Consider the following 26330-nt stretch of genomic DNA (forward strand, 5'->3'; position numbering starts at 1 on the left):
CATGAACGCGCCACGCACCAGGGTGCAACGGCGCCCTGTGCATGGGGTGTTGTTGCTCGACAAGCCGCTGGGTCTCTCCAGCAACCAGGCCTTGCAGAAGGCTAAGTGGTTGCTGCGCGCCGAAAAAGCCGGCCATACCGGCACGCTCGATCCGCTCGCGACCGGCGTGCTGCCGCTGTGCTTCGGCGCGGCCACCAAGTTCAGCCAGCTGCACCTGGACGCCGACAAGACCTATGTCGCGACGGCGCGCCTGGGCGTGAAGACCTCGACCGGCGATGCCGAGGGCGAGGTGATCGCCGAGCGCGCGGTGCAGGTCACGGCCGAGGACCTGGCGCGCGTGGCGTTGCAGTTCACCGGGCCGATCCGCCAGGTGCCGCCGATGCACAGCGCGCTCAAGAAGGACGGCAAGGCGCTCTACGAATACGCCCGCGAGGGCATCGAGGTCGAGCGCGCGCCGCGCGACGTCGTGGTCCACGAACTCGCGCTGGCCTTTGTCGAGGCGGACCTGGTCCGCATCGTCGCCCGGGTCAGCAAGGGCACCTACATCCGCACGCTGGGCGAGGACATCGGTGAGGCCTTGGGCTGCGGCGCGCACCTGCGCTCGCTGCGGCGCACCGCGACCGGCGACTTCGCCGAGGCGCAGTGCGTCACGCTCGAGGCGCTCGAAGCCCTGGGCGAAGACGAACGCCTGGCCCGGCTGCTGCCCGCGGAGTCGCTGGTGGCCGGCCACGAACGCGTCACGCTCGGCACCGAAGATGCGGCACGCTTCCTCTCGGGCCTGCGCCGGCGCGGCGACTGGGCCGATGCCGAGGAGGTGGCCGTGTTCGGCCGCGACCCTCCGGCCTTCCTGGGCTCGGCCCATGTGAAGGCCAACGAACTGATCCCGGGGCGCTTGCTGAACCCCATCGAAATCCAGCAAATCCTTTTGAACGCATCCATCTGCGAAACGACACCATGAGTACCCAAAAGCAAATCCGCAATATCGCCATCATTGCCCACGTGGACCATGGCAAGACCACCATGGTGGACCAGCTGCTGCGCCAGTCCGGCACCTTCGCCGAGCACGAGAAGGTCGTCGACACGGTGATGGACAACAACGCCATCGAAAAGGAACGTGGCATCACGATCCTGGCCAAGAACTGCGCCGTGACCTGGGAAGGCACGCACATCAACATCGTCGACACCCCCGGTCACGCGGACTTCGGCGGTGAAGTCGAACGCGCACTGTCGATGGTCGACGGCGTGGTGCTGCTGATCGACGCGCAGGAAGGCCCGATGCCGCAGACGCGCTTCGTGACCAAGAAGGCGCTGGCCCTGGGCCTGAAGCCGATCCTGGTGGTGAACAAGGTCGACAAGCCGGGCGCGAACCCCGACAAGGTGGTCAACGCCGCCTTCGACCTGTTCGACAAGCTCGGCGCGACCGACGAACAACTCGACTTCCCGGTGGTGTATGCCTCCGGCATCAACGGCTGGTCGTCGCTCGAAGAAGGTGCGGCGGGCGAGCAGTGGGGTCCCGACATGTCGGCCCTGTTCAACACCATCCTGAAGCATGTGCCGTCGCAGAAGGGCGATCCCGCCGCGCCGCTGCAGCTGCAGATCTCCGCGCTGGACTTCTCGACCTTCGTCGGCCGCATCGGCGTGGGCCGGATCAGCCAGGGCACGCTCAAGCCCATGACGGACGTGGTCGTGATGGAAGGCCCGGACGGCAAGGCCATCAAGGGCCGCGTCAACCAGGTGCTGACCTTCCAGGGCCTGGACCGCGTGCAGTCGACCGAAGCCGGCCCGGGCGAGATCGTGCTGATCAACGGCATCGCCGACATCGGCATCGGCGTCACCGTGACCGACAAGGACACGCCCGCACCGCTGCCCATGCTCAAGGTCGACGAACCGACCCTGACCATGAACTTCTGCGTCAACACCAGCCCGCTGGCCGGCCGCGAAGGCAAGTTCGTGACCAGCCGCCAGATCTGGGACCGCCTGCAGAAGGAACTGCAGCACAACGTGGCGCTGCGCGTGAACGAGACCGACGAAGAAGGCATCTTCGAAGTCATGGGCCGCGGCGAACTGCACCTGACCATCCTGCTGGAAAACATGCGTCGCGAAGGCTATGAAATGGCCGTGTCGAAGCCGCGCGTGGTGTTCCGCGACATCGACGGCGAGAAGCACGAGCCGATCGAGCTGGTCACGGCCGACATCGAGGAAGGCCATCAGGGCGGCGTGATGCAGGCACTGGGCGAGCGCAAGGGCGAACTGGTCAACATGGAACCGGACGGCCGTGGCCGCGTGCGCCTCGAGTACCGCATCCCGGCGCGGGGCCTGATCGGCTTCACCAACGAATTCCTGAACCTGACGCGCGGCTCGGGCCTGATCAGCAACATCTTCGACAGCTACGAGCCGCACAAGGGCGACATCGGCGGCCGCAAGCAGGGCGTGCTGATCTCGATGGACGACGGTGAAATCTTCACCTACGCCCTGGGCAAGCTGGACGACCGCGGCCGCATGTTCGTCAAGGCGAACGATCCGGTGTACGAAGGCATGATCGTCGGCATCCACAGCCGCGACAACGACCTGGTGGTCAACGCCACCCGCACCAAGCAGCTGACCAACTTCCGCGTGTCCGGCAAGGAAGACGCGATCAAGATCACGCCGCCGATCGAACTCACGCTGGAATACGGCGTGGAATTCATCGAGGACGACGAGCTGGTCGAAATCACCCCCAAGAGCGTGCGTCTGCGCAAGCGCCACCTCAAGGAAAGCGACCGCAAGCGCGCCAGCCGCTGATCGGCAAGCCCGTCACCAGAGTCCACCGTGCTGCGGCTCACCCACGGGTTGGCGGTCTGGCTCATGGTCGGCGTGACCCTGATGTGGGCCACGGCCGGTGTGGTGACGCGCCACCTCGAGCATGCGCGCAGCTTCGAGGTGACCTTCTGGCGCAGCGCCTTCACGGCGCTCGCCCTGCTGGTGATCCTGCCGCTGTGGCGCGGGCGCGCCGTGCTCGCCACGGTCCGCCACGGCGGGCGCGCGCTGTGGGCCTCGGGCCTGTGCTGGAGCATCATGTTCACCGCCTTCATGATGGCGCTGACGCTCACCAGCACGGCCGACGTGCTGGTCACCATGGCGGTCGGACCGCTGCTCACCGCCCTGGCCGCGAGGCTCTTCATCGGGCACCGCCTGCCGGCGCGCACCTGGTGGGCGATCGGCGTGGCCGGGCTGGGCATTGCCTGGATGTACGGCAGCCAGATGGGCGCGGGCCAATGGCTCGGCACGCTGGTCGCGCTCTGCGTGCCGGTGGCCGCCGCGGCCAACTGGACCGTGGTGCAGCATGCCCACGCCCAGGGTCACGACGTCGACCTGGTGCCCGCGGTGCTGATCGGTGCCCTGATCTCGGCGCTGGTCACGCTGCCGCTGGCCTGGCCGCTGCAGGCCACGCCGCATGACCTCGGCCTGCTGGCCTTCCTGGGCCTGTTCCAGCTCGCGATTCCCTGCGTGCTGTCGCTGGCCTGCGCACGCGCCCTGAAGGCGCCGGAGATGGCGCTGCTGGGCCTGCTCGAGGTGATCTTCGGCATCGCACTGGCTTGGGTCGGCGCGGGCGAGGTGCCGGCGGCCAGCGTGCTGTTCGGCGGACTGCTCGTGATCGGCGCGCTGGTGGCCAACGAGCTGCTCGGGCTGCGCGAGCGACAGGCGAGATGGCGCCCCCTGCGTCCATGAAAAAAGCCGGCGGATGCCGGCTTTCTCATTGGCGATCGCGTGCCGCTCAGGGACGCGCGAGCTTCCAGACGCCGCCGACGCCGTCGCCCGTGCGGTCGCCGGCCTTGCCGTCCTTGGACCAGTAGTAGAGCGGGGCGCCCTTGTAGGCCCACTGCTTCTTGCCGTCGTCGCGCATCACCACGCTGTAGTCGCCCATGGGCTTGGCGGCCTCGGGCGCCGTCAGCGCGGGCCAGTTGGCGATGCAGGGGCCGTTGCAGGCCGACTTGCCGCTGCCGACCGCGTCACGCGCGAAGGTGTAGAGGCTCATGCCGTTCGGTCCGACCAGCACGCCATCCGCGGTGCGCGTGGGCGTGTCGGCGGCCATCTTGGGGGCCATGCCGCCGCAGCCGGCGAGCAGGGCCGCAGCCAGAAGGGATGCGCTGAACAGTTTCATGGAGGGTTCTCCTTCGGTTAAAAAAACATGTGTGACGGGGGCAGGGCGTCGGCTCACAGCTGACGGTACACCACCGTCGCCAGCCGCAGCAAGGATTCGCGCGGCAGCGGACCGGTCAGGGCGTAGCCGAAGCCGCCCTCGATCCAGTAGAAACTGGGCACCGGGCCGTCGGCGGAAAAGCGGAAGGCCGATTCGCCGGCCTGGGCCACGGCGGCACCGTCGGTCCGCGCGCCGAGGTACAGCGTGACACGCTGGCCCGCCCCGTCCTCGAACATGAACTGTGCCCGTGGCCCGGTGTCCCCGGGCAGCAGCCGACCGCCCACCAGCGTGTAGCCCTCGGCCGACAGGTCGGGCACCTTGAGCGGGCGGTCGAGCCGGCGCGACAGCCACTGCACCAGGTGCTGCTGCTCGGCCGCGGCCACCTCGACCGGATGGCGTTTCTCCGGTGCATAGACCGCATGCGCGACGGCGGCGGCGTGGACGAATTCGGGGCCCTGCGGGCTGCGCGCCATGACCCGGCCGTGCGCGCCCGGCGCCCATTGCCCGCTGGCCAGCCAGCCGGCCGCGAAGGCCAGCAGCAGGCCGGCCGCCATGCCGCCCCAGCGCAGCCAGCGCGCCTGGTCGCTGCGCCGCCGGTCGGCCCGCTCGGCCGCGGCCAGCAGCGCGGGCGGGATGGGCTCGTCGAGCACCTCGCGGTGCAGCGCGCGCAGCGCGTCGCGCTGCAGGGTCCAGTGCTTGTCGTCGGAAGGCTTGGCGTGGTTCATGGGATCGCAGGAGCCCTCATTTGAGTCGGCGCAGCCCGGGGCGGGCCGCGGCCGGCGCGGCGCCTTCCATCAGCTCGTGCAGCCGCGCCCGGGCCCGAGACAGCCGCGACATGACGGTGCCGACCGGGATGTCCAGCACCAGCGCCACCTGGGCGTACGACAGGTCTTCGAGCGCGATCAGCAGCAGCACGGCCCGCTGGTCCTCGGGCAGCCGCAGCAGGCAGCGCTGCAGGTCGAGCGTCTTGTCCTGGCTGGTGTCGGCGCCGGCCAGGTCCTGTGCAAGCGCGTCGATGTCCAGCGCACGCGGTGGTGCGCGCCGCAGCTGGTTGGCGAACACGTTGTGCATCAGCGTGAACAGCCAGGCCCGCAGGTCGGTGCCCACGGTCCAGAGTCGCCACTTGAGGCAGGCGCGCTCCAGCGTGTCCTGCACCAGGTCGTCCGCGGCCCAGGCATCGCCCGTCAGCGCACGCGCGTAGCGACGCAGGCTCGGGATGTGGGCGACGAGGGGGCGGGTGTCCATGACTACGGGATGAACACCGGCGGCCCCCGGTTTATTCCATCGCGGCGATCAACGGTTGTGCGTTTTCATCGCGCGCTCGACTTCGCGCTTGCCTTCGCGGTCCTTGATGGTGTCGCGCTTGTCGTGTTCGGCCTTGCCCTTGGCCAATGCGACCTCGCACTTCACCTTGCCGGCCTTCCAATGCAGGTTGATCGGCACCAGGGTGTAGCCCTTCTGCTCGATCTTCCCGGTCAGGCGGCGGATCTGCTCCTTGTGCAGCAGCAGCTTCTTGGTGCGCACCGAATCCGGCGTGGTGTGGGTCGAGGCGCTGCGCAGCGGGTTGATCTGCAGGCCGACGATGAACATCTCGCCGTCGCGGATCACCACGTAGCCGTCGGTCAGCTGGACCTTGCCTTCGCGCAGGGACTTGACTTCCCAGCCCTCGAGCACGAGGCCGGCTTCGAAGCGCTCTTCGAAGAAATAGTTGTAGGCGGCCTTCTTGTTGTCGGCGATGCGGGAGGAGGTGTCTTGTTTCTTGGTGGCCATGGCGGTCTCATTTGGGGTCGCATGGCCTCAATACAATCGAAACGCACACACCCTCGATTCTATGAAAACCGTTCACAAGTCCGTCCTCATCTGGTACAGCGCCGAGGAGATGTATGCCCTGGTCACCGATGTGGCGAAATATCCCGAGTTCCTGCCCTGGTGCGACCGCTCGCGGATTGTCGAGCAGGACGAGGCCGGCATGACCGCCGAAGTGGGCCTGGCCTTCGGCGGCATGCACCAGCACTTCACCACACGCAACACCCATGTCCCGGGCCGCGAGGTGCGGCTCAAGCTGGTCGACGGCCCCTTCTCCAACCTCGACGGCACCTGGAAATTCAACCCCGTGGGCGCGCAGGGCGAGCGCGCCTGCCGCGTCGAGCTCGACCTGAGCTACGGCTTCAGCAACTTCGCGCTGCAGGCGCTGGTCGGCCCGGTGTTCGACAAGATCGCCTCCACGCTGGTCGAGGCCTTCGTGAAGCGCGCCGAGCAGGTCTACGGGAAGGCCTGACGATGCAGATCACGCTGGTGTGCGCCGCCGCGCCGCGCGAGGTGACCGAGCAGGTGCTGACGCTGCCCGAGGGCGCGACGGTCGACGACGCGATGGCCGCCAGCACGCTGCCGGCTTTCGATCGCAGCCGCTTCACGGCCGGCGTGTGGGGCCGCGCGGTGGAAGGAACGCAGGTGCTGAAGGACGGCGACCGGCTCGAGTGGTGCCGCGCCCTGACGGTCGACCCCAAGGTGGCGCGGCGCGAACGCTTCCAGCAGCAGGGCGCCCGCGGCACCGGCCTGTTCGCGCGCCGACGCGAGGGCGGCAAGCAGGGCTACTGAGCCTGGCGCGCGCGCAGCGGCGCCCCCAGGCTACTTGCAGTCGCTGTCGATGACCGACTGCAGGCGCTGCTGCTCCGCGGCGCGGGCCTTGTCGTCCATGATCTCGCGCTCGCCCTGGGCATTGACGCGCGCGACGCGGATGCCGCTGTCCATGGTGGCCTTGCCCTGGCGGGCGCGGCCGCAGTTGTCGGCCCGGGCCTTGGCGAGCTTCTGCGCCTCGGCGGCCTGCTTGGCCTTTTCGGCGTCCTCGGCCTTGCGGGCCTTCTCCGCGAGGTCCTTGTCCACGCCCGAGGGCTTGGGGCTGCTGGCCGTCAACGCAGGGATGGGGGAGGGCGCGGCGTCGGGCGCCTCGGCTGCCGGCGACGCCGCGTGGCGCGCCACCGGTGCGCCGGGGCGGCGCACGATGTTCTTGTCGGGGATCTCCGGCGGCGGGGCCTGGTCGCTGAAAACCTTGCGGCCGTCCTTGTCGATCCACTGCCATTGCGCCGAAGCCGCCAGCGGCATGGCACAAAGACACCCCAGAACCAGCCATTGCACGATTTTCATGTGCGGCAGTTTAGCGCCGCCTTACGTTTTGCAATACCTTGGCGCCGGGCGGGGGTCAGCGTCCCTTGGCGCGGCCGGAGAGGAAGTCCAGAAAGGCCAGCCCGAGCGCGGCCACGAGCAGCAGCAGGCTGGCGTGGAAGGTGCCGAAGGGGTGCGCGTGGAGGCGTCCGTCGGCATTCGGGCCGCTCAGGTCGAGCAGCCCGAAGACCGCCAGGAAGCCCAGGCCCAGCGCCAGGGCGAGGGCCCATCCCCAATGGAAGTGCCACCCGCTCGCGGCGCGGCCCGTCGGTTGACGCGAACGCGCTTCCTGTTTTTTCATCATGATGATTCCATCCCTTTGCGGAGCGATGCCGCGGCTGCCGCCGCGGGCGGCCGGAGCCTGCGCTTCTTCCACCCGCCGAAGCGGCATGTCTGGCGCACCGGGCACCAGCGTCGGTTTCACTTGTTGGCGACGGGCGTCGGCACCAGGTCGAAGTGGTCGTTCTGGTACTGGAACAGCACGCAGTTGGCGCCCGGCTCGCAGCCGCTGAAGTGCGGCAGCTTGCCCGGGATGTAGTAGTACGACCCGGCCGGGTACTGCACCTTCTTGCCGTCCTCGAAGATCGCGTAGAACACGCCGCTCAGCACCACCGTGGGCAAGGCCTGGGTGTGGAAATGGTGCGGGTTGTTCGCGCCGGCCGGGAACTCGACGAAGGCTTCGTAGGGCCCCTTGCCGATGATGTCGCCGCGCACGTTGGCCGCACGGACGCCGCCCGTGCCGGGGACTTCGCGCCACTTCAGGTCCTTGGCGGGCAGCGACACCAGCGCCTCGGACGCGGCCGCCTTGCCGGCCTCCTTCTTCGCGGGCGTGGTGGCCCAGGCCGATGCGGCGAGGCCCGCGACAGCGGCGAGTGCCAGGGCGCCGATCAGGCGATGGACGTTGTTTTTCATGGTTTCTCCTTGGTGTGACAGCAAAAAAAGGGGGGGGTGGCCGGACGGACCGGCCGGTACGCGAAGGCTCAGGCCTCGATGGGCAGGCCCAGGATGTCGGCGGTGGAGCGGATCTCGGCCACCACGTCCGACACGCCGCGCAGCGCCGCGCGGTGCAGGTCCTGGTGCCGGAGCACGCCGCCGTCCTCGAGGTCCAGGTCGCGGGTCGCGCAGGCGTCGCTGACGATGATGCTGTGGTAGCCGCGCGGCGCCGCGTCGAAGGCGGTGGCGGACACGCACATGTGCGTCATGAGGCCGGTGATGAGCAGGGTCTTGATGCCGCGGGCGTCCAGGTGCGCCTGCAGATCGGTGCCCGCGAACGCGCTGGGCGTGGGCTTCTGCAGCACCACGTGGTGCGGCGCCGGGCGGATCAGCGGATGGATCTCGAAGCCGGGGCTGCCCTCGGCGAAGATCGGGCTGTCCGCCGGCGCGATGTGCTGCGCATGCAGCACGGGGATGCCTTGCGCGTCGGCCAGGTCCACCAGGCGCCTGGCCTGGCGCAGGGCCGCCATGCCGTCGGGAATAGGCATCCGGCCCTCGAAATATTCGTTCTGGAAGTCGATGACGACCAGGGCCGTCGTGGTGGGATCGAGCCGCGTGGTGGCGGCGGCGCCAGTGATCTGGCGGATGCTGGGGTGCTTCATGAGCGGGTGCCTTGTGTGCTGAATGTGTGACGGGTTGAAGCGTAAAAGAGCCCGGCGCCGCGCGATAGCCGTCCAGCGGCACAAGATTTGTGCAGATCGCGCACCGCAGTGACCTTTGGCGCGCTTCGCGGGGTTCGTTGCCGCAGGGACACTGCAACGGCGCGTGCGGTGTAGGCCGAGGCCTCGCTACAATTCGTCTTTTGGAGCCTTCCCCATGCGCCTTCTCGGCAAAGCGCTCACCTTCGACGACGTGTTGTTGGTGCCAGCGTTCTCCCAGGTCCTGCCCAAGGACACCTCCCTCGCCACCCGACTTTCCCGCAACATCACGCTGAACCTGCCCCTGGTTTCCGCGGCGATGGACACCGTGACCGAGGCCCGCCTGGCCATCGCGATCGCGCAGGAAGGCGGCATGGGCATCGTGCACAAGAACCTCACGGCGCAGCAGCAGGCGGCCGAAGTGGCGCGCGTGAAGCGCTATGAATCCGGCGTGCTGCGCGACCCGGTGGTGATCACGCCCACGCACTCGGTGCGCCAGGTGATGGCGCTGTCCGACCAGCTCGGCATCTCCGGCTTCCCGGTGGTCGACGGCGGCAAGGTCGTGGGCATCGTGACCGGCCGCGACCTGCGCTTCGAGACCCGATACGACGTGCCCGTCAGCGAGATCATGACGCAGCGCGACAAGCTCATCACGGTGCCCGACGGCACCACCCTGGCCGACGCCAAGGCGCTGCTCAACAAGTACAAGCTCGAGCGCCTGCTGGTCATCAACAGCGACTGGGAGCTCAAGGGCCTGATCACGGTCAAGGACATCACCAAGCAGACCACCTTCCCCAACGCCGCACGCGACGCCAACGGCCGCCTGCGCGTGGGCGCGGCGGTGGGCGTGGGCGACGGCACCGAGGAGCGCGTCGAGGCGCTGGTCGCGGCCGGCGTCGACGCCATCGTGGTCGACACCGCGCACGGCCACAGCGCCGGCGTGATCGAGCGCGTGCGCTGGGTCAAGAAGAACTATCCGCAGGTCGACGTGATCGGCGGCAACATCGCCACCGGCGACGCCGCGCGCGCGCTGGCCGACGTCGGCGCCGATGCGGTCAAGGTCGGCATCGGCCCGGGCTCGATCTGCACCACCCGCATCGTGGCCGGCGTGGGCGTGCCGCAGATCATGGCGGTCGACAGCGTGGCCACCGCGCTGCAGGGCACCGGCATCCCGTTGATCTCCGACGGCGGCGTGCGCTACTCGGGCGACATCGCCAAGGCCATCGCGGCCGGCGCCAGCACCGTGATGATGGGCAGCATGTTCGCCGGCACCGAAGAGGCGCCCGGCGAGATCGTGCTCTACCAGGGTCGCAGCTACAAGAGCTACCGCGGCATGGGCTCGATCGGCGCGATGCAGCAGGGCAGTGCCGACCGGTACTTCCAGGAATCGACCACCGGCAACCCCAACACCGACAAGCTGGTGCCCGAAGGCATCGAAGGCCGCGTGCCCTACAAGGGCTCGATCGTCTCGATCGTCTACCAGATGGCCGGCGGCGTCCGCGCCAGCATGGGCTACTGCGGTTGCGCGACCATCGCCGACATGCAGAACAAGGCCGAGTTCGTCGAGATCACCACCGCCGGCATCCGCGAGAGCCACGTCCACGACGTGCAGATCACGAAGGAAGCGCCGAACTACCGGGCAGAGTAGTCTGGCCCCCACGCGCCTCCACTGCGTGTGAGTCGCTGCCCCCCCGAGGGGCCGCAGGCCGCCTTGCGCCGGCCCAGAGCCCGATCTGGCCAGACTTATAAAGTCTGGCCAGATTTGCTAGAATCCGGGCCAGATTCCATTTTCTGGTCCCATGCAATCCATCGGCATCGCTGAAGCCAAGAACAACTTCTCGGCCCTGATCGACTCGGTCGAGAAGGGCGAGGAAGTTCGCATCACCCGCCACGGCAAGGAAGTCGTGCGCATGCTGCCGGTGCGCCGCAAACCGGTGATCACCGACGAGCAGATCCAGCGCGAGCTGGGCCAGATCGACGCGCTGCATGCCACCCTGCGGCCCGGCCCTTCGCCACGCGCGCTGCGCGAAGAGGGCCGCCAGTCGTGACCGCCTTCGTCATGGACGCCTCGGTCACGGCCGCCTGGCTGCTGCCCGAGCACGCCACCGAACACACCCGCAAGCTCTACGCCGCGATCCGCCGCGACGAGGTCGAGCCGCAGGCGCCCAATGCCTGGCAATGGGAATGCGCCAACATCATTGCCAACGGCGTGCGCAGCGGCCGCGTTCCCACCGCCGCCGTCGAAGGTCTGTGGAGCGTGCTCGACGCGATCCGCCACCGGGTCGAACTGCACGAACTCGCGCCCGCGCAACACAAGGCCGTGCTGGCCGTCGCCATCGATGCCGGCGTGTCGCAGTACGACGCGGGCTACCTGTGGCTCGCCAGATCGCTCGATCTTCCGCTCGCCACCTTCGACGAGCACCTCCTCCAGGCCGCGCCCAAGGCGGGCGTGAAGCTGTTCGACATTTCAACGCTCTGAGTCCATCGCCATGCAACACGACAAGATCCTCATCCTCGACTTCGGCTCGCAGGTCACGCAACTGATCGCGCGCCGCGTGCGCGACGCCCATGTGCTGAGCGAAGTGCATCCTTGCGACGTCACCGACGACTGGGTGCGCGCCTATGCCGCCGACGGCCACCTGAAGGGCGTGATCCTCTCCGGCAGCCACGCCAGCGTGTACGAGGACACCACTGACAAGTGCCCCCAGGCCGTGTTCGACCTGGGCGTGCCGGTGCTGGGCATCTGCTACGGCATGCAGACCATGGCGCACCAGCTGGGCGGCAAGGTCGAAGGCGGCCACAAGCGCGAGTTCGGCTTCGCGGCCGTGCGCGCCCATGGCCACACCGCGCTGCTCAAGGACATCGCCGACCGCACCACGGCCGAAGGCCACGGCATGCTCGACGTCTGGATGAGCCACGGCGACAAGGTCACCGAACTGCCGCCGGGCTTCAAGCTCATGGCCAGCACCGACAGCTGCCCGATCGCCGGCATGGCCGACGAGGCGCGCCGCTACTACGGCGTGCAGTTCCACCCCGAAGTCACGCACACCGTGCAGGGCCAGGCGCTGCTCAACCGCTTCGTGCTCGACATCTGCGAAGCCAAGCCCGACTGGGTCATGCGCGACCACATCGCCGAAGCCGTCGCGAAGATCCGCGAGCAGGTGGGTGACGAAGAGGTCATCCTGGGCCTGTCGGGCGGCGTCGATTCGAGCGTTGCCGCCGCGCTGATCCACCGCGCCATCGGCGACCAGCTGACCTGCGTGTTCGTCGACCACGGCCTGCTGCGCCTGAACGAGGGCGACATGGTGATGGAGATGTTCGAAGGCAAGCTCAACGCGAAGGTGATCCGCGTCGATGCGAGTGACCTGTTCCTCGGCAAGCTGGCCGGCGTGAGCGACCCCGAAGCCAAGCGCAAGATCATCGGCGGCGAGTTCGTCACCGTGTTCAAGCAGGAAGCGGCCAAGCTCAAGGCCGGTGATGGCGGCCACAAGGGCGCGACCTTCCTGGCGCAGGGCACGATCTACCCCGACGTGATCGAGTCGGGCGGCGCCAAGAGCAAGAAGGCTGTCACCATCAAGAGCCACCACAACGTCGGCGGCCTGCCCGAGCAACTGGGCCTGAAGCTGCTCGAGCCGCTGCGCGACCTGTTCAAGGACGAGGTGCGCGAACTGGGCGTGGCGCTGGGCCTGCCGCCCGAGATGGTCTACCGCCACCCGTTCCCCGGCCCGGGCCTGGGCGTGCGCATCCTCGGTGAAGTGAAGAAGGAATACGCCGACCTGCTGCGCCGCGCCGACGCCATCTTCATCGAGGAGCTGCGCAACTTCACCGACGCCGAGACCGGCAAGACCTGGTACGACCTTACGAGCCAGGCCTTCACCGTGTTCCTGCCGGTCAAGAGCGTGGGCGTGATGGGCGACGGCCGCACCTACGACTACGTGGTGGCGCTGCGCGCGGTGCAGACCAGCGACTTCATGACGGCCGACTGGGCCGAGCTGCCCTATGCGCTGCTCAAGAAGGTGTCGGGGCGGATCATCAACGAGGTGCGTGGGATCAACCGAGTGACTTACGACGTGTCTAGCAAGCCGCCGGCGACGATTGAGTGGGAGTGAGTGAACCGAGGCCCTGCGCAACCTATCGCTTGTTGCGAACCGGCGCACCGTAGAAGAGTTGTGATGAACGCAGTCGAGCAGGAACGCAGGCATCCCAGCTCGACTTCAGTGTCGTGGGCCATCGTGCATCGCACTGGCCGCGGTCTACCGTCGGACGAGCGCCGTGGCGCGCAGGTCGCCATCAACCGTGCTGATACCGCCACTCCTGCGTCACGCCGCCATACCCATAGGACGTCGCCTGGCAATCCAGCACATGAATGCTCGAATGCGGATGCACCGTGCCCAGCAGTCCACCGAGCAGTTCGTAGGCGGCCTTGTGGTAGTCCGCCTTCTCGCTGCGTGTATTGGTTTGCTCGGTGATCGTGACCTGGAGCTCGAACGATCGCCGGCCGTCATCCGCCAAGGCGGCGCCGGCGACGAACCATTGGTCGGCCGGTACGTACTGCACGATCACCCGGGTACGCGAGCGCTCCTTCTTCAATACCCGGCAGGTGAGTTGCGTGAGTTGCTCCGCGAGTTGCGGGGTCAGTTCCGCGTCCGGCTGGCCGGACAGGGTGAGATGGATACCAGGCATGCTTTTTTTCCTTGCTGTGTCGTTGAAGCGGCCAGTATCTGGCGCGTCTCGATCACGGAAAAGCGGGAAGTTATGATGACATCCATCGGGAAATCGGGTGGATAGATGACGCGCATCCTGGATCTGGACCTGCTCAACACGTTGGTGGTCGTTGCCGACGCCGGCAGCCTGTCGGCGGCCGCGCCTCGGCTGTACCGCTCGCAGTCGGCGATCAGCGAGCAGGTGCGCAAGCTCGAACAGATGTGCGGGGTGGCGCTGCTGGTGCGGGCCAAGACGGGCACGCGTCTCACCACGGCCGGCGAGCGTCTGGTGGGCCATGCGCAAAGGCTGCTTTCGCTCAGCGACGCCGCCTGGCGGGAAGTGCAGGGCGCGCAATTGAGCGGCGATTTGCGACTCGCCATCACGGACTACTTTCGTCCGCATGCACTGCCGGTCATCCTCCGGCGCCTGCGCGAGCAGTTTCCGCAGTTGCGCCTTCACGTCAGCATTCGCAAGAGCGCATGGATCGAGGAGGAGGCGAATGCGGCGAGCTTCGACATCGGCGTGTCGATGACGATCCTGCATCAGAACCGTTCGCCGGACGACGGAGTTTCCGGCCGGATCCAGCTGCGCCGCGAGCCGCTGCATTGGATCGCCGACCGGTCATTTGCGCTGGCGCCCGACGTGGAGGCGCTGCCGCTGCTGGTGCTGCCGGAGAGCTGTTCGCTGCAGCGGTTTGCGGTGCATGCGCTCGATCTGCACGGCACGGCCTACACCATCGAACACACGGCATCGGACATCGGAGGCCTGCACCTGGCACTGGCCGCGGGGCTGGGCGTGGCCTGCCTCAATGCTTCGGCCATTCCGCCGACCGCCGCGCCTGTCGACGGCGGCGTGAAGCTGCCCGCGCTGCCGGACGTGGCGTTCAGCCTGGCGCCGCCCCGTGCCGGCGAGGCCATTTTCGTGTCGGACGTCAGGGACATGCTCGCCGCGCAGCTCAACTGAAATCGAGCTAGTTTCCAGCGCGCACCCACCACGCCGCCCCCGCATGCGGGTCGCTCAGCGACAGCCGCTCCCCCATCACCGGCGTCGCGAGCTTCACGTCGCGCGCCTGCGCCAGCGCTTGGATGCGCTCGAAGGGCTCGTCCCAGGGATGCAGCGCCAGGTCGAAGGTGCCGTTGTGCACCGGCAGCAGCCAGCGGCCTTTGAGGTCCAGGTGGGCCTGCAGCGTCTCTTCGGGCTGCATGTGGATGTCGGCCCACTGCCGGTCGTAGGCGCCGGTCTCGATCATCGTCAGGTCGAAGGGGCCGTAGCGCTCGCCGATGGTCTTGAAGTCGGCGTGATAGCCGGTGTCGCCGCTGAAGAAGAGGCGCAGGCTGTCGGTCGCGATCACCCACGAGGCCCACAGCGTGCGGTCGCCGTCGCGCAGGCCGCGGCCGGAGAAGTGCTGGGCGGGCACGGCCGCCAGCCGGACGCTTCCGACTTTCGTCTCACCCCACCAGTCGAGCTGCCGCACCCGCGCCGGGTCGACGCCCCAGGCGATCAGGCGATCGCCCACGCCCAGCGGCGCGACGAACACCTCGACCTTGGGCGCCAGCCGCAGGATGGCCGCATGGTCCAGGTGATCGAAATGGTCGTGCGACAGGATCACCCCCTTGATCGGCGGCAGCGCGTCGATGTCGATCGGCGGCGCGTGGAAGCGCTTCGGGCCGGCCCACTGCACCGGCGAGGCGCGCTCGGAGAAGACCGGATCGGTGAGCCAGAACGCGCCCTCAAGCTTGAGCAGCAGGGTCGAGTGGCCCAGGCGGTAGAGGCTGCCGTCCGGCGCGGCGAGGAGGGCTTCGGTCGTCAGCGGCCGAACCGGAATCGGCGCGCTGGGCACGCTCGCATCGGTCTTGTGGGTCAGGAATTCCCAGCCGAGCGCGACCGTCTTCAAAAAGCCCGGTTGCACGCGCGGCACGACGTTGTGGAAGCGGCCGTCGCGCTGCTGCGGCGACTCGGGATGGGCTGCGGGGCCGGCGCTGCAGGCGCACAGTGCGAAGGTGGACATGGCGAGGACTCCGGTCAAGAGAAGGTGGAGGGAAGAGCGCTTCATGGTTTGGCGCTCACGGGCCGGTGGCACGCCGCGATGTGGCGCCCTGGTTGCCGCAGGTCAGGCGCACCGCGAGGCGGATGCCGGCCTGGTACTCGGCCGGCGTGCGGGCCTGGTGCTTGAGGCCGTGCGAGGCCGCGAGCAGGTGCTGCGCGAGCGACTTGGCCGTCAGGCCGGCGCCGTACCACGGGACCTCGGCCCCGCTCGACTGGATGGCCCGCGTCAGTTCCTTGAGCACCGTCTGGTCGAAGGCCTCCAGCACCGGCCCGATGAGCTGGCGCGCGGTTTCGACGATCTCGCTCATGTGTTCCAGCGACATCTGCGAGCCGTCGTTCTGGGCGTGCAGCGCCGCGAAGGCGCCGGTCAGGCGCTCTTCGATCGGCAGCTCTTCGCGTGCCAGCGCCGCCCGCATCGCATCGAGGCTGCGTTGCGACAGCCAGGTGGCGGCCTCCCTGAAGAGCTCGTCCTTCGAGGCGAAGTGCAGGTAGAGGCCCTGGCGGGAAATGCCCGCGGCGCGCGCGAGGTCGTCCATCGATGTCTTCCGGTAACCGTAGCGCAGGAAGACGCCGATCGCCGCCTCCAGGATGAACTCGCGCCGGTCGGCGCCGGTGCGGGGAAGGGAGGCGATGGTCATGGGTGATGCGCTGGCGGTAGGCAGAAGCGTCTAACTTTACATCATTGACCTATTCTGTCAAGTTGAGTCCCGAAGCTGTGTGACAGCGGAACGATCCGCAGGGCGGCGGCCCCGCTGCCGCAGGACCAGTCGAAGTCCCGCAGCGCGGCGTACTCGCGCAGCCGTGCCGGGCCGTGCGGGACCTGCTCGGTATCGCCGGTGGAGGGATGGCACATCAGCACGTCGCCACTCTCGCACTGGGCCTGCCACAAGGCCAGCCGATCGCGGTAGTCGGGCGGGCCCGAGAAGTCGTAGACCCCGAGCAGGGCGCGGCTCATGGGCAGCCCGCGGCTGGAGGCCAGGCGCGCCAGGGCGCCACCGCCCAGGGCATGGATCAGGTCCGCCTTGCCGTGGCCGCGCGCCGCGCGCGGCGGCGCCGTGTTGCGCAGCCACGGCTTCTCCAGGCTGTAACGGCGCGCGATTTCATCGACCAGAAGATCGCGCACGCCGGGCAGTTGATGGACGTGCCGATGCCCGTCCACGAAGGCCGGCGCGCGCCCGATGGCGTCTTCGAAGCGGCCAAACTGCGCGCGGATCTCCCTGCGCAAGGGGCCGGCGCGCAGCAGGCCCAGGTAGCTGCGCGCGATCAACCCGGCGAGCCCGCGCTCGGGATGCCCGTGCCGGTCGGGAAAGCTGAGGTCCAGGTGCAGCCCGAGATCGAGGTCCACGGGATTCAACCCGCGCGCATCGCGTGCGCCCGCGGCCCAGGCACCGCGCCGCACCATGCAGCCAATGGCCGAGATCTTCCCGAGATCCGCCAGCAGCAGCGCGGCCATGTTGATGCCTTCGCTGAGCCCGAAATCATCGGCGCAGATGCAGAGGTCGCGTGGCGGCTGCTTCATGGCGCGGCCTCGCCTGGCGGTGCCGCGCCGGCCGGCAGGTCGCAGGGCGCGCCGTTCGCCGGCGCGCCCGCGAAGCGCCACGCCACCAGGTCCTTCTCGCGCGCCACCTCGACGAAGCGCCGACGGTCGGCCAGCCACGGCCATGCGCTCGCGGCCGCTGGCGAGCCCAGCAGCCAGCTCACGCGCGGCACGCACAGCGCCGCGGCCACCTGGCGGGCCGGAACCAGGATCCGGCCCGCCGCAGCGGGGTCGAAACGCGCGGCGTCGCTCAGTTCCTTGCGCCAGTTGTCGCGCAGCGGCAGCCCGGGGTCCGACCAGTCGCTGGCCACAAGCATCGGTTGCTTCAGCTGCCAGTAGAACGGGATCTCGTAGCGGTAGTCGTCGAGCATCAGGACCTGGTCCCGCGCGCCGACCGACAGGCCCGCGGGCAGGCGAAGGCGCGCGCCCGCGGGGGTGCCGAAGCGGTCCGCGGCCAGCACGGCCAGGACACAGCTCAGCGCGGCCAGCCCGGCCGTCCAGGCCGTCCAGGCCGCTGGCTTGCCAAGGCCGCGTGCCGCAGGCCAGGTCCGCGCCATGGCCCGCGCCACGAAGTACGCCAGCGGCGGCAGTGCCGGCAGCACATAACCGATCAGCTTGGAACGGGGGATGGAGAAGAAGACGACGATCGTGACGAACCAGACGAGCATGAGCCCGTCGATGTCGGCGCTTGCGGCGCGCGCCGGCCGGCGTCGCGCCGCCCACGGCAGCCAGGCGACCCACGGCAGGGTCAGTCCGGCGATGACGGGCAGGTAGAACCACAGCGGCTGCGCGTTGTTGAAGCCGGTTGCGGCGAAGCGCCGAAAGTGCTGCGTCACGACGAAGTAGTCGCAGAAGCCCGGGTAGCGCCATTGCATCGCGGCGAACCATGGCAGCGAAAGCCCCAGGAAAAGCAGCCAGCCCGGCCACCACAGCAAGAGCCGAAGGGCGTTCAGCCGCCGCGTCGCGATCGCCCAGACGACGAAGACAATGCCGGGCAGCAGCAGCCCGATCAGGCCCTTGGCCAGCACGCCGGCCGCGGCTGCCACGAAGGCCCAGGCCAGCGGCGTGCGCCAGGGGGCGCCGCCCTCCCGCGCCAGTCTCGCGTGGGCCGCCAGCAGCACGGTGGCGCTGATGCAGCCGGCCACCAGCATGTCCAGATTGGCGAACTGGGCGCCGACGTAGAGAAAGGGCATCGTCACCAGCACGAGCGTCGCCGGTCCGGCGATGCCGGGCTCCGACCAGCGCCGAAGGAACAGCAGCAGCGACGTCGCCGCGGCCGTGGCGCCCATCACCGATGGCAGGCGGGCCGCCCATTCCGAGAGGCCGAACACCGACATGGACGCCGCGCTGAGCCAGTAGAAAAGAGGGGGCTTGTGGAAGAAGGGCAGGCCGTCCAGGCGCGGCACCAGCCAGTCGCCGGATTGCAGCATGGCCAGCGCCACACCCGTGTAGCGGCCTTCGTCGGGCGCGCTGAAGCGGCGCAGCCAGGCGGTGGCGCAGAGCCAGCCGAAGATCGCCAGCACCGTGAGCGCCGGCCGAAACGAGGAGGAAGAGGGCTGCAGCAGACGCTTCACGGTGCGCGGTCCTCCAGGCCGCTGCCCAATTCGGTGCTGACCACGTACAGCGGCCGGCCCTTGACCTCGTCGAAGATCCGCGCGACGTATTCGCCGACGATGCCGGTCGAGATCATCTGGACCCCGATGAAGAACATCAGGCTCACCACGATGGTGGTCCAGCCGGACACCGCATCGCCGACCACGAAATGGTCCACGATCAGGTAGAGGCCGTAGGCGAAGGCGGGTGCTGCGATCAGCAGGCCGAACACGCTCACGAGCCGCAACGGCCAGGTGGTGAACGAGGTCAGGCCGTCGAGCGCCAGATGAAGCAGGCGAAAGACATTGAAGCGGCTCACGCCCTGCGCGCGCGGTGCCGGCGTGTAGGGCAGGGCGACGGCCCGGAAACCGACCCAGGCATAGAGCCCCTTCATGAAGCGATTGCGCTCGGGCAGGCTCAAGAGCGCGTCCACGACCCGACGGTCCATCAGGCGGAAGTCGCCCGCGTCCTTCGGCAGTTCGAAGCGGCTGGAGGTGTTCACCAGGCGGTAGAACAGGCGGCTGCCGAAGCGCTTGAAGGCGCGCTCGTCCTCGCGCGCCTCGCGCACCGCATAGACGACTTCGGCGCCATCGAGCCATTGCGCCAGCATGGCCCGGATCAGCTCCGGCGAATGCTGCATGTCGCCATCGAGCAGCACCACGGCATCGCCCCGGCTCGCCTTCAGGCCCGCGCTCAGCGCCGCCTCCTTGCCGAAATTGCGGGACAGGCGCAGGCACCTGAAACCCGGGCGCGCACACCACCGCCCCATGACCGAGAAGGTGTCGTCGGTGCTGCCGTCGTCGACCACCAGGATTTCCCACGGCAGACCCGTGGCCCGAAGAACCTCCTCGAGCCGCGGCAGCAAGGTCTGAAGATTGGCCGCCTCGTTGAAGCAGGGAATCACGCACGAGACACCGCGGCGCCGCGGCGCCTTGTGGGCGGCGGGCATCGCCTGGCCGATCTCGCCAGCTTCGGCGGCCGGTGCCATCGACTGCCAGCGCCGGTCCTGGACGATGCGGTTCATGGCTGCCTCGCGGGGGCCGGGGCCAGGGGAGCGCGGTGTCCGACGCCGCCGCCGAGGCGCGCCCACCCGGACGGCCGCACCGCCCAGAGCCCGGCGAGCAGAACAGCGGCGGCAGCGCCGAGCAGCAGTCCCCCCCCGATGTCCAGGGGAAAGTGCACCCCGACATAGATGCGGGCCCAGCCCACGATGCACGCGAGGGCGAATGCCACGACGCCCTGCCAGCGCAGGCCCCGGTGCAGAACGAGCGCGAAGGCGACGAAGAACATCACCGTCGCATGCGTGCTCGGCGTCGCGGCGCTGGCCGCGTGCGGGATGTACGCCGGCACCCAGCCGGCGACGAAGGGGCGCTGGACGTTGAAGTGGGCCGCCACGGCGTGCGACAGCAGCGACATCAGCACGGCGCCGACCACGACCACGCCCATGTAAGGGCGATGGTGGCGATGCCGCCATGCCGTCCATGCCAGGCCGATACCGCAGGCCCAGGCGCCCCAGAGCGCGAAGGCGCGGGCTGCGAACAGCGGCCACGTCGCGGGATCGCCGCCCGCGGCGATCCATTGCAGCCATTGGATGTTGAGCGCGTTCATTCGAACGCCGCCTTCGCGCGCCGGAGAAGTGCGCGCGCGTGCACCGCGCCGCACGGGCGCGTGAAAAAGAAAATCATGGAAAAGCCTTTGGACCGAGAACAGGGGCACCTGCCGCGCGAAGCACGCGGCAAGCGATCGACGCCGTACAGGCGCAGGTTCTTCAGGTCGGCAAGGGTGGCGCGGCGGATGGCGGGAGGGTGCACCAGGGCGTCGCCCGCGGTGGCGCCCCGCCCGTGTGCCGCACGGGCCGCGGCACCGGGGATTCAGGCGGGCGCAGCAACGCGCCGGCGACCGCCATCAAGGGCAGCAGCGACAGCCACTGCGCCAGGCCCTGCAGCAGCGCGTGGTAGGCCCCCAGATGCGACTCGAGGTGCGCACCGGCGGGCGCATACAAGGTCGTCTCCAGCTCCTTGGCATGCGAGGCCCGGTCGTCGGGCGAGAAGAGGGCGGTGCTCTGGGCGTTGCGCACCCGGAAGCCCGGCTCGTCCTCCCAGCCGTCCTGGCGGAAATGCGAGAAAAGGAAGGGTTGAATCGCCGCGAGGAAGAGGCCCGCAAGGCACCATTCCAGCAGATGCGTTGCGATAAGACGACGAAGACGTGGAAGTTTCACGGGCAGATTCTAGAATCCGCCTGTTTTTCTTGCATGAACGTCTTGTTCAGGTTAGGAAAAATCCGAAGACCGTCGCATCGGGCCACGCCGCTGCGCCAGGGCCCGTCAGCGTTCGACGCTGCTTCCCAAAGGATCGAAGACGGCGGACCGGGAGGCCTTGGCGCGCACCGCGTCGATGCTTTGCAGCGCCGCGTTCCGGTCCGCAAAGCCGGTCGGGCATTTCGCGATCACCTCGCCGGAGGTGGCGCGCAGCTCCCAGTACCAGAGCCGGTTGATATCCATGAAAACCACAAACCGCATAGGATCCTTCGAACGCCGTGATGCGCTACGGTGCCGCGCACGGGGGCGGCATCATCGTCTCGTGGGGCGCTGCTGCCAGCGCAAGGTGTGCCTGCAACGTCCGACCCGCAAAACACGAATTCAAGCGTGGATCCGCGCGGCGCGCCATCCCATGTCTATGCAGAGGGGCCGGGGCGAGCGGGTCCATGGAGCGGTCCTGTCAGGTGGCGGCGGACACGGGCGTGGCGAGAGGGTGGGTGGCGCGCCGTCAGGCGATCAGGTCGTCGCGACCGGAGAGCACGCGGCTGTTGGCGGTGATCGAGCTCACGACGCCGATGGCGCTCGCACGGAGCAGTTCGTGCCGCAGCGCGGCCTCCAGCTGCACGCGGGCGGACTGCGGCTGGTCATGCTCGTACTCGTCGTCCAACTCGCAGTGCAAGTAGTAGTCGACTTTCGCCATCAGCCGCTCAATCGAGGCGGCCAAGTCTGAATTGTTCATTCGCTTCCTCCACCATGGACGCGTTTCCCCTGGGTCTACAGCCTGAAATCGGCGGGTGCCGATTTGAAGCAATGACTTAGATTAGCACGCCTGCATTGAGGGTTCAGGCGAGATCAGGCAATGAACTCAAATTTGACGAGAAAAAGAACGCATTGGCTTCTCATTTTTCTTTGAAAAGACCGAGTCTTTTTAGAAATTGAGGTCTTTGGTTCTCATTTAATGCAGCGGATTTGGCTGGAGCCGGTAGCACCATTTGCACCGAGCGCGCAACTTTTACGCAATCCTTGATGTGTTGCTCGCCCAGCGCGCGCAGCGCCGCGTAGCCCAGGGCCGCCGAGACCATCTGGCCGGCCATCGGCACGTACTTGGTGGCCTGCTTGGTCGTCAGGCGCACCCCCGCATGCTTGGCCAGGCTCATCAGCAGGTCGCGCGTGATCAGGCGGCCCACCAGCAGCGCGCCGACCGTGGTCGCGGCCTTCTGGATGCGCTCCCGCCGCTCGGGTGCCAGTTTCTCGATCTGGGTCACGGACAGACCGAATTCGGCGCTGATCTGCGGCACCAGCCGCGACAGCAGGGCCGCGTCGGCCGCCCAATCGACGCCCGGCAGCGGCACGGCGCTGGCCGCGGCCGACAGCAGCGCCTTGCGCGCGATCAATTTCCGGCTGCGCTGGACTGCGGCGATCAGCGCCGGATCACCCTGGGCCAATTCGATCGCATTGGGCATGCCGGCATTCCTTTCAGGCGGCGAGGGCTTCCAGCTGGCCGGACAGCGCCAGCCAGCGCTCCTCGAGTTGCTCGATTTCGTCGTTCAGCGCCTTCAGGCGCTTGCCCGCGTCGGCGATCTCCGCGGCCGGCAGCGACTCCGTCAGCCGGGCTTCGATCGCTTCCTTGTCCTTGCCGGCCGCGGCCAGCCGCTCGTCGATCTGGCCCAGCTCGCGCTTGAGCGGCTTGGCCTGGTCGTTGCGCTGCTGGCGACCCTGGGCGTCCTGCTTGCGCTGGTCGCGCGACTCCGCCGGTGCCGACACCGCCGCCGCGGCGGGCTGGGGCGCGGGCGCGGCCGCCTTGTTGCGCACCGCCTCCTTGGCTTCCTCGCGCTGGCGCTTGGCTTCGTCGAGCAGGTAGCGCTGGTAGTCGTCCAGGTCGCCGTCGAAATCGGTGACCGCGCCGCGGCCGACCATCCAGAACTCGTCGCACACCGAACGCAGCAGCGCACGGTCGTGGCTCACCAGCATCAGCGTGCCTTCGAATTCGTTGAGCGCCACCGCCAAGGCCTCGCGCGTGGCCAGGTCCAGGTGGTTGGTGGGCTCGTCCAGCAGCAGCAGGTTGGGACGCTGCCAGACCATCATCGCGAGCACCAGCCGGGCCTTTTCGCCGCCGCTCATGGTGCCCACCGGCTGCTTGACCATGTCGCCGGTGAAGTTGAAGCTGCCCAGGAAACCGCGCAGCGCCTGTTCGCCGGTGGGTTCCTTGACCGCCGCGCCCAGTTCGCGCGCCATGCGCACCATGTGCTCGAGCGGGTTGTCCTGCGGGCGCAGCACGTCGAGTTCCTGCTGGGCGAAGTAGCCGATGTTCAGGCCCTTGCCTTCGGTGACTTCGCCGGCCAGCGCGCCCATTTCGCGCGCGATGGTCTTGACCAGCGTCGACTTGCCCTGGCCGTTGGCGCCCAGGATGCCGATGCGCTGGCCGGCCTGCACCGACTTGCTGACGTGGGTCAGGATGGTCTTGGGCTGGCCGTCCACCATGTAGCCGAAATCGGCATGGCTGATCGAGAGCATCGGGTTGGGGATGTTGCCCGGCTCCTTGAACTCGAAGGTGAAGTCGGCTTCGGCCAGCAGCGGCGCGACCTTCTCCATGCGCTCCAGCGCCTTGACCCGGCTCTGCGCCTGCTTGGCCTTGCTGGCCTTGGCCTTGAAGCGGTCGATGAACTTCTGCAGGTGGGCGATCTTTTCCTGCTGCTTGCCGAAGGCCGCCTGCTGCTGCTCCATGTGCAGCGCGCGCATTTCCTCGAACTTGCTGTAGTTGCCGCCGTAGCGCGTGAGCTGCGCATTGGCGATGTGCAGGGTGACGGTGGTCACGGCATCCAGGAATTCGCGGTCATGGCTGATCACGATCATGGTGCCGGCGTACTTCTGCAGCCAGGCTTCGAGCCAGACCAGCGCGTCCAGGTCCAAGTGGTTGGTGGGCTCGTCGAGCAGCAGCAGGTCGCTCGGGCACATCAGCGCGCGCGCCAGCTGCAGGCGCATGCGCCAGCCGCCCGAGAAGCTGTTGACCGGCTGGTCGAGCTCGTGCGTCTTGAAGCCCAGGCCCAGGATCAGCGCCTGCGCGCGCGGCGCGGCATCGTGCTCGCCGGCATCGGCCAGGTCGGTGTAGGCATGGGCCAGCGCCATGCCGATCTCGGCATCGTCGGGGTTGGCGGCGTAGGCTTCTTCGACCTTGGCCAGGGCCTCGCGCAACTCGACCAGGCGGGTGTCGCCGCCGACCACGAAGTCGCTGGCCGATTCCTCGGTCTCGGGCATGTCCTGCGCCACCTGCGCCATGCGCCACTGCTTGGGCAGGTAGAAATCGCCGCCGTCCTCGTGCAGCGTGCCGTTGAACAGCGCGAACAGCGTGGATTTGCCGGCGCCGTTGCGCCCGACCAGGCCGACCCGCTCGCCCGGGTTCAGGGTGACGGTGGCGCCGTTCAGGAGCACTTTGGCGCTGCGGCGCAGGATGACGTTCTTCAGCGAGATCATGGAATCGGCGAAATGAGGCCCAGGGCTTCGACGGCGGCCAGAACCATCGCGGTCTGGGTGTCGTGGGCAAGGATGAAGGGAGCGCCGTGGATCGTCTCGTCGGGAAATTCCGAGATCAACGTCAGGGCGGGGCCCGGTCGATGCACTTCGCTGATCATGCAGGCTGTGCCGTGGATGAGCTCGAACGGTAGATCGCCGGCATGGGCATTGTAACTGGCGAGCTGTTTCGCGTTGAAATCCCGGAGCGCCGGCCGCTCGGCCAGGCGCAGGCAGACATGCTCGGCCAGCCGCCGGGCCCGATCGCCCCAGCCCGGGTGGTGGCGCAGGATCAGGAAGAAGCCCTTGGGCAGCATCCAGGCCTCGAAGCCGCGCGGGATGTAGCCGCTGAAGGGGCGCGTCCATTCGTGGGCCGGATACCCGTGCAGGTTCAGGTGCAACTGCGCGCCCGACATCGCCAGGCCCTGCTCGCGCGCCGCGCGTTCGAACCAGGGTGGGGCGTCGCGGTATTCCAGGTCGTCGCCCAGCGCCGTGTAGCGCGCCGCATGGTGCATGTGGCGCGGCGCCTGGGCGCAGAGCGCGCGGTGCAGCGCATAACCGTCGGGGTTCTCCAGCGGGATCAGCGCGAAATGGGCCTGCTGCCGGACCAGCGCCTGCGCGGCGCGCAGGGCGCCGACCACGCCCGAGGTCTCGTTGGCATGCTGCGCGCCGGAGATCAGCACCGCCGGTCCCTTGCTGGGGTGGTAGACACCGCGCACCGCGCGCCCCTCGCGGCTGGCGACTTCGAAGCGCTGGCCGGGGACGCGCGCCAGTTCGGCCGCGATGCGCGCCGGTGCCAGCGGCGACGGTGCGAGCGCCAGCGGCAGCGCGTCCGCCGCGACGCCGTCCGGCGCCCCGGCCGTATAGGGCAAGGCCGTGATACGCAGGCGCGCGCCGCCGCGCCCGGCGCGCACATCCGGCACGATCTGGCCCGGCCGCAGCCGACGGTCGCCCGCGGGCCGGCCGCTGCGGTGCTGGAAGAACTCGAGCAGCGAGAAGTACAGGTCCTCGCGCATCGCCTCGCGGGTGTTCATCCAGCCGCTCTCCGCCGCCGGCGCGTGCGCGATGCCGGGCATGTCGACACGGAGTTCGAGGCGCTCGAAATACGGTTCGGTCGCGGGCCAGGGATGCGCGTGCACCAGGGCCAACGCCTGGCGGAAGACGGCCTCGTGCTCGGACTCGCGGCGGCTTTCGGCCATCGCCTCGCCGGGGCGCCGGACGCGCAGCCAAGCGGTCGGCGAGAGCATCGGCCGGTCGAGGACATCGGCGTGGACGCGGTTGGGCGCGGGCACGGTGTCGCTGCGCTCCCGGCCATCGCGCCAGCACAGGTCGATGCGGTAGCAGGGCATCGCGTCGGATTCCGGCAGCGACAGCAGCTGCAGTTCGGCGCCACCGAGCATCTCGGCCAACGGATAGGCCTCGAGCAGGAAACGGCGCGGCGAGGCGGCCGGATGCACCGGGCAATGCACCGTGACCCGCGCCAGCGCCTTCCGGTCGACCGCTTCGAGAAAATGGTGCACCAGCGGCTTGTAGGCGCTGTGCAGGCGGGCCTGGATGCCCAGTGCCGCCAGCTGCGCCTCGGCGCGGCGGCGGGCGCGAGGGCCCTCGAAGAGCCAGCCTTCGACCACGGTGCCGGCCGGACTGCCGCTCAGCTCGCGCACCCAGGCCTCCAGCGTGCGCGGCACCCGGACGTCGAGCAGAACGTCCATGGCC

31 protein-coding genes are annotated in these 26330 nt (G+C 68.7%); 10 read left to right on the forward strand and 21 right to left on the reverse strand.

Annotated features, from left to right (window positions below; all coding sequences use genetic code 11):
• Nucleotide 1: 1 nt before the first annotated feature.
• The 3 genes from truB to QTI20_RS08120 are packed head-to-tail and all read left to right on the forward strand — an operon-like array spanning nucleotide 2 to nucleotide 3708.
• Nucleotides 2-958, forward strand: coding sequence for a tRNA pseudouridine(55) synthase TruB (gene truB, locus QTI20_RS08110; RefSeq protein ID WP_286548586.1), 957 nt, complete (start codon nucleotides 2-4; stop codon nucleotides 956-958).
• Nucleotides 955-2781 carry a translational GTPase TypA gene (gene typA / locus QTI20_RS08115; protein ID WP_286548580.1) on the forward strand — a complete coding sequence of 609 codons (1827 nt, stop codon included), beginning with the start codon at nucleotides 955-957 and terminating at the stop codon, nucleotides 2779-2781. Before truB ends, typA begins: the two co-directional genes overlap by 4 nt.
• Nucleotides 2782-2811: 30 nt before the next feature.
• On the forward strand, nucleotides 2812-3708 hold the full coding sequence (locus QTI20_RS08120; RefSeq protein WP_353507273.1) for a DMT family transporter: 897 nt from the start codon (nucleotides 2812-2814) through the stop codon (nucleotides 3706-3708).
• Between the two features lie 46 nt (nucleotides 3709-3754).
• On the opposite strand, the gene QTI20_RS08125 is transcribed toward QTI20_RS08120, so the two are convergent.
• The 4 genes from QTI20_RS08125 to smpB are packed head-to-tail and all read right to left on the reverse strand — an operon-like array spanning nucleotide 3755 to nucleotide 5950.
• On the reverse strand, nucleotides 3755-4141 hold the full coding sequence (locus QTI20_RS08125) for a COG4315 family predicted lipoprotein (RefSeq protein WP_286548577.1): 387 nt from the start codon (nucleotides 4139-4141) through the stop codon (nucleotides 3755-3757).
• 53 nt (nucleotides 4142-4194) lie between these two features.
• Complete coding sequence (locus tag QTI20_RS08130; protein ID WP_286548575.1) at nucleotides 4195-4905, reverse strand: anti-sigma factor family protein; 711 nt, start codon at nucleotides 4903-4905, stop codon at nucleotides 4195-4197.
• A gap of 16 nt (nucleotides 4906-4921) precedes the next feature.
• On the reverse strand, nucleotides 4922-5425 hold the full coding sequence (locus QTI20_RS08135; protein WP_286548573.1) for a sigma-70 family RNA polymerase sigma factor: 504 nt from the start codon (nucleotides 5423-5425) through the stop codon (nucleotides 4922-4924).
• A 48-nt stretch (nucleotides 5426-5473) separates the two neighbouring features.
• On the reverse strand, nucleotides 5474-5950 hold the full coding sequence (smpB, locus tag QTI20_RS08140) for an SsrA-binding protein SmpB (protein WP_183026858.1): 477 nt from the start codon (nucleotides 5948-5950) through the stop codon (nucleotides 5474-5476).
• A gap of 61 nt (nucleotides 5951-6011) precedes the next feature.
• Between smpB and QTI20_RS08145 the strand changes: the two genes are divergently transcribed.
• Nucleotides 6012-6458: a type II toxin-antitoxin system RatA family toxin gene (locus tag QTI20_RS08145; RefSeq protein WP_286548572.1), complete on the forward strand. Its 447-nt coding sequence runs from the start codon at nucleotides 6012-6014 to the stop codon at nucleotides 6456-6458.
• Between the two features lie 2 nt (nucleotides 6459-6460).
• A complete protein-coding gene (locus tag QTI20_RS08150) occupies nucleotides 6461-6778 on the forward strand; it encodes an RnfH family protein (RefSeq protein WP_286548569.1) in 318 nt (105 codons plus the stop codon).
• Between the two features lie 30 nt (nucleotides 6779-6808).
• Here the strand turns inward: QTI20_RS08150 and QTI20_RS08155 are convergent, their stop codons facing one another.
• The 4 genes from QTI20_RS08155 to QTI20_RS08170 all read right to left on the reverse strand — a co-directional run bounded on the left by QTI20_RS08155 (nucleotide 6809) and on the right by QTI20_RS08170 (nucleotide 8937).
• Entirely contained in the window at nucleotides 6809-7324 is a 516-nt protein-coding gene (locus tag QTI20_RS08155) for a DUF4124 domain-containing protein (protein ID WP_286548567.1), read from the reverse strand.
• A 55-nt stretch (nucleotides 7325-7379) separates the two neighbouring features.
• On the reverse strand, nucleotides 7380-7766 hold the full coding sequence (locus QTI20_RS08160) for a hypothetical protein (RefSeq protein ID WP_286548565.1): 387 nt from the start codon (nucleotides 7764-7766) through the stop codon (nucleotides 7380-7382).
• Nucleotides 7763-8254, reverse strand: coding sequence for a cupin domain-containing protein (locus QTI20_RS08165; protein WP_286548564.1), 492 nt, complete (start codon nucleotides 8252-8254; stop codon nucleotides 7763-7765). Before QTI20_RS08165 ends, QTI20_RS08160 begins: the two co-directional genes overlap by 4 nt.
• Nucleotides 8255-8322: 68 nt before the next feature.
• The gene (locus tag QTI20_RS08170) at nucleotides 8323-8937 is read right to left on the reverse strand and encodes a cysteine hydrolase family protein (protein ID WP_286548563.1); all 615 of its coding nucleotides are present in this window, start codon (nucleotides 8935-8937) and stop codon (nucleotides 8323-8325) included.
• Nucleotides 8938-9151: 214 nt separating this feature from the next.
• Between QTI20_RS08170 and guaB the strand changes: the two genes are divergently transcribed.
• The 4 genes from guaB (at nucleotide 9152) to guaA (ending at nucleotide 13082) form a co-directional block, all read left to right on the forward strand.
• Nucleotides 9152-10621: an IMP dehydrogenase gene (gene guaB, locus QTI20_RS08175; RefSeq protein ID WP_183026865.1), complete on the forward strand. Its 1470-nt coding sequence runs from the start codon at nucleotides 9152-9154 to the stop codon at nucleotides 10619-10621.
• A 151-nt stretch (nucleotides 10622-10772) separates the two neighbouring features.
• Nucleotides 10773-11021: a type II toxin-antitoxin system Phd/YefM family antitoxin gene (locus tag QTI20_RS08180; protein ID WP_219217512.1), complete on the forward strand. Its 249-nt coding sequence runs from the start codon at nucleotides 10773-10775 to the stop codon at nucleotides 11019-11021.
• 11 nt (nucleotides 11022-11032) lie between these two features.
• Nucleotides 11033-11452, forward strand: a complete 420-nt coding sequence (locus QTI20_RS08185) for a type II toxin-antitoxin system VapC family toxin (RefSeq protein ID WP_286550968.1) — start codon at nucleotides 11033-11035, stop codon at nucleotides 11450-11452.
• A gap of 10 nt (nucleotides 11453-11462) precedes the next feature.
• Entirely contained in the window at nucleotides 11463-13082 is a 1620-nt protein-coding gene (guaA, locus tag QTI20_RS08190) for a glutamine-hydrolyzing GMP synthase (RefSeq protein ID WP_286548561.1), read from the forward strand.
• A 181-nt stretch (nucleotides 13083-13263) separates the two neighbouring features.
• Here the strand turns inward: guaA and QTI20_RS08195 are convergent, their stop codons facing one another.
• On the reverse strand, nucleotides 13264-13656 hold the full coding sequence (locus QTI20_RS08195) for a tautomerase family protein (protein WP_286548559.1): 393 nt from the start codon (nucleotides 13654-13656) through the stop codon (nucleotides 13264-13266).
• A 105-nt stretch (nucleotides 13657-13761) separates the two neighbouring features.
• On the opposite strand from QTI20_RS08195, the gene QTI20_RS08200 reads away from it, so the two are divergent.
• On the forward strand, nucleotides 13762-14640 hold the full coding sequence (locus QTI20_RS08200; protein ID WP_286548558.1) for a LysR substrate-binding domain-containing protein: 879 nt from the start codon (nucleotides 13762-13764) through the stop codon (nucleotides 14638-14640).
• Between the two features lie 7 nt (nucleotides 14641-14647).
• On the opposite strand, the gene QTI20_RS08205 is transcribed toward QTI20_RS08200, so the two are convergent.
• From QTI20_RS08205 to QTI20_RS08260, 12 genes are all read right to left on the reverse strand, one after another.
• Entirely contained in the window at nucleotides 14648-15685 is a 1038-nt protein-coding gene (locus tag QTI20_RS08205; RefSeq protein WP_286548557.1) for an MBL fold metallo-hydrolase, read from the reverse strand.
• A 55-nt stretch (nucleotides 15686-15740) separates the two neighbouring features.
• Complete coding sequence (locus QTI20_RS08210) at nucleotides 15741-16361, reverse strand: TetR/AcrR family transcriptional regulator (RefSeq protein ID WP_286548556.1); 621 nt, start codon at nucleotides 16359-16361, stop codon at nucleotides 15741-15743.
• 41 nt (nucleotides 16362-16402) lie between these two features.
• Nucleotides 16403-17242, reverse strand: coding sequence for a ChbG/HpnK family deacetylase (locus tag QTI20_RS08215; protein WP_286548555.1), 840 nt, complete (start codon nucleotides 17240-17242; stop codon nucleotides 16403-16405).
• Nucleotides 17239-18834 (reverse strand): phospholipid carrier-dependent glycosyltransferase, encoded by a 1596-nt coding sequence (locus QTI20_RS08220; protein WP_286548554.1) that lies wholly within the window; start codon nucleotides 18832-18834, stop codon nucleotides 17239-17241. Before QTI20_RS08220 ends, QTI20_RS08215 begins: the two co-directional genes overlap by 4 nt.
• Entirely contained in the window at nucleotides 18831-19802 is a 972-nt protein-coding gene (locus tag QTI20_RS08225) for a glycosyltransferase family 2 protein (protein ID WP_286550967.1), read from the reverse strand. Before QTI20_RS08225 ends, QTI20_RS08220 begins: the two co-directional genes overlap by 4 nt.
• A 71-nt stretch (nucleotides 19803-19873) precedes the next feature.
• A complete protein-coding gene (locus QTI20_RS08230) occupies nucleotides 19874-20461 on the reverse strand; it encodes a phosphatase PAP2 family protein (protein ID WP_286548553.1) in 588 nt (195 codons plus the stop codon).
• Nucleotides 20462-20621: 160 nt separating this feature from the next.
• The gene (locus QTI20_RS08235; protein ID WP_286548551.1) at nucleotides 20622-21071 is read right to left on the reverse strand and encodes a hypothetical protein; all 450 of its coding nucleotides are present in this window, start codon (nucleotides 21069-21071) and stop codon (nucleotides 20622-20624) included.
• A 105-nt stretch (nucleotides 21072-21176) separates the two neighbouring features.
• A complete protein-coding gene (locus QTI20_RS08240; protein WP_286574173.1) occupies nucleotides 21177-21371 on the reverse strand; it encodes a DUF1508 domain-containing protein in 195 nt (64 codons plus the stop codon).
• Between the two features lie 247 nt (nucleotides 21372-21618).
• The gene (locus QTI20_RS08245; protein WP_183026915.1) at nucleotides 21619-21849 is read right to left on the reverse strand and encodes a hypothetical protein; all 231 of its coding nucleotides are present in this window, start codon (nucleotides 21847-21849) and stop codon (nucleotides 21619-21621) included.
• 160 nt (nucleotides 21850-22009) lie between these two features.
• Nucleotides 22010-22573 carry a hypothetical protein gene (locus tag QTI20_RS08250; protein ID WP_286548547.1) on the reverse strand — a complete coding sequence of 188 codons (564 nt, stop codon included), beginning with the start codon at nucleotides 22571-22573 and terminating at the stop codon, nucleotides 22010-22012.
• A gap of 13 nt (nucleotides 22574-22586) precedes the next feature.
• The gene (locus QTI20_RS08255; RefSeq protein WP_286548545.1) at nucleotides 22587-24581 is read right to left on the reverse strand and encodes an ABC-F family ATP-binding cassette domain-containing protein; all 1995 of its coding nucleotides are present in this window, start codon (nucleotides 24579-24581) and stop codon (nucleotides 22587-22589) included.
• On the reverse strand, nucleotides 24578-26326 hold the full coding sequence (locus tag QTI20_RS08260; RefSeq protein ID WP_286548543.1) for a M14 family metallopeptidase: 1749 nt from the start codon (nucleotides 26324-26326) through the stop codon (nucleotides 24578-24580). Before QTI20_RS08260 ends, QTI20_RS08255 begins: the two co-directional genes overlap by 4 nt.
• Nucleotides 26327-26330: the final 4 nt, after the last annotated feature.

The sequence above is a fragment of the Variovorax sp. J2P1-31 genome (assembly GCF_030317215.1).
Classification (GTDB): Bacteria; Pseudomonadota; Gammaproteobacteria; order Burkholderiales; family Burkholderiaceae_C; genus Variovorax.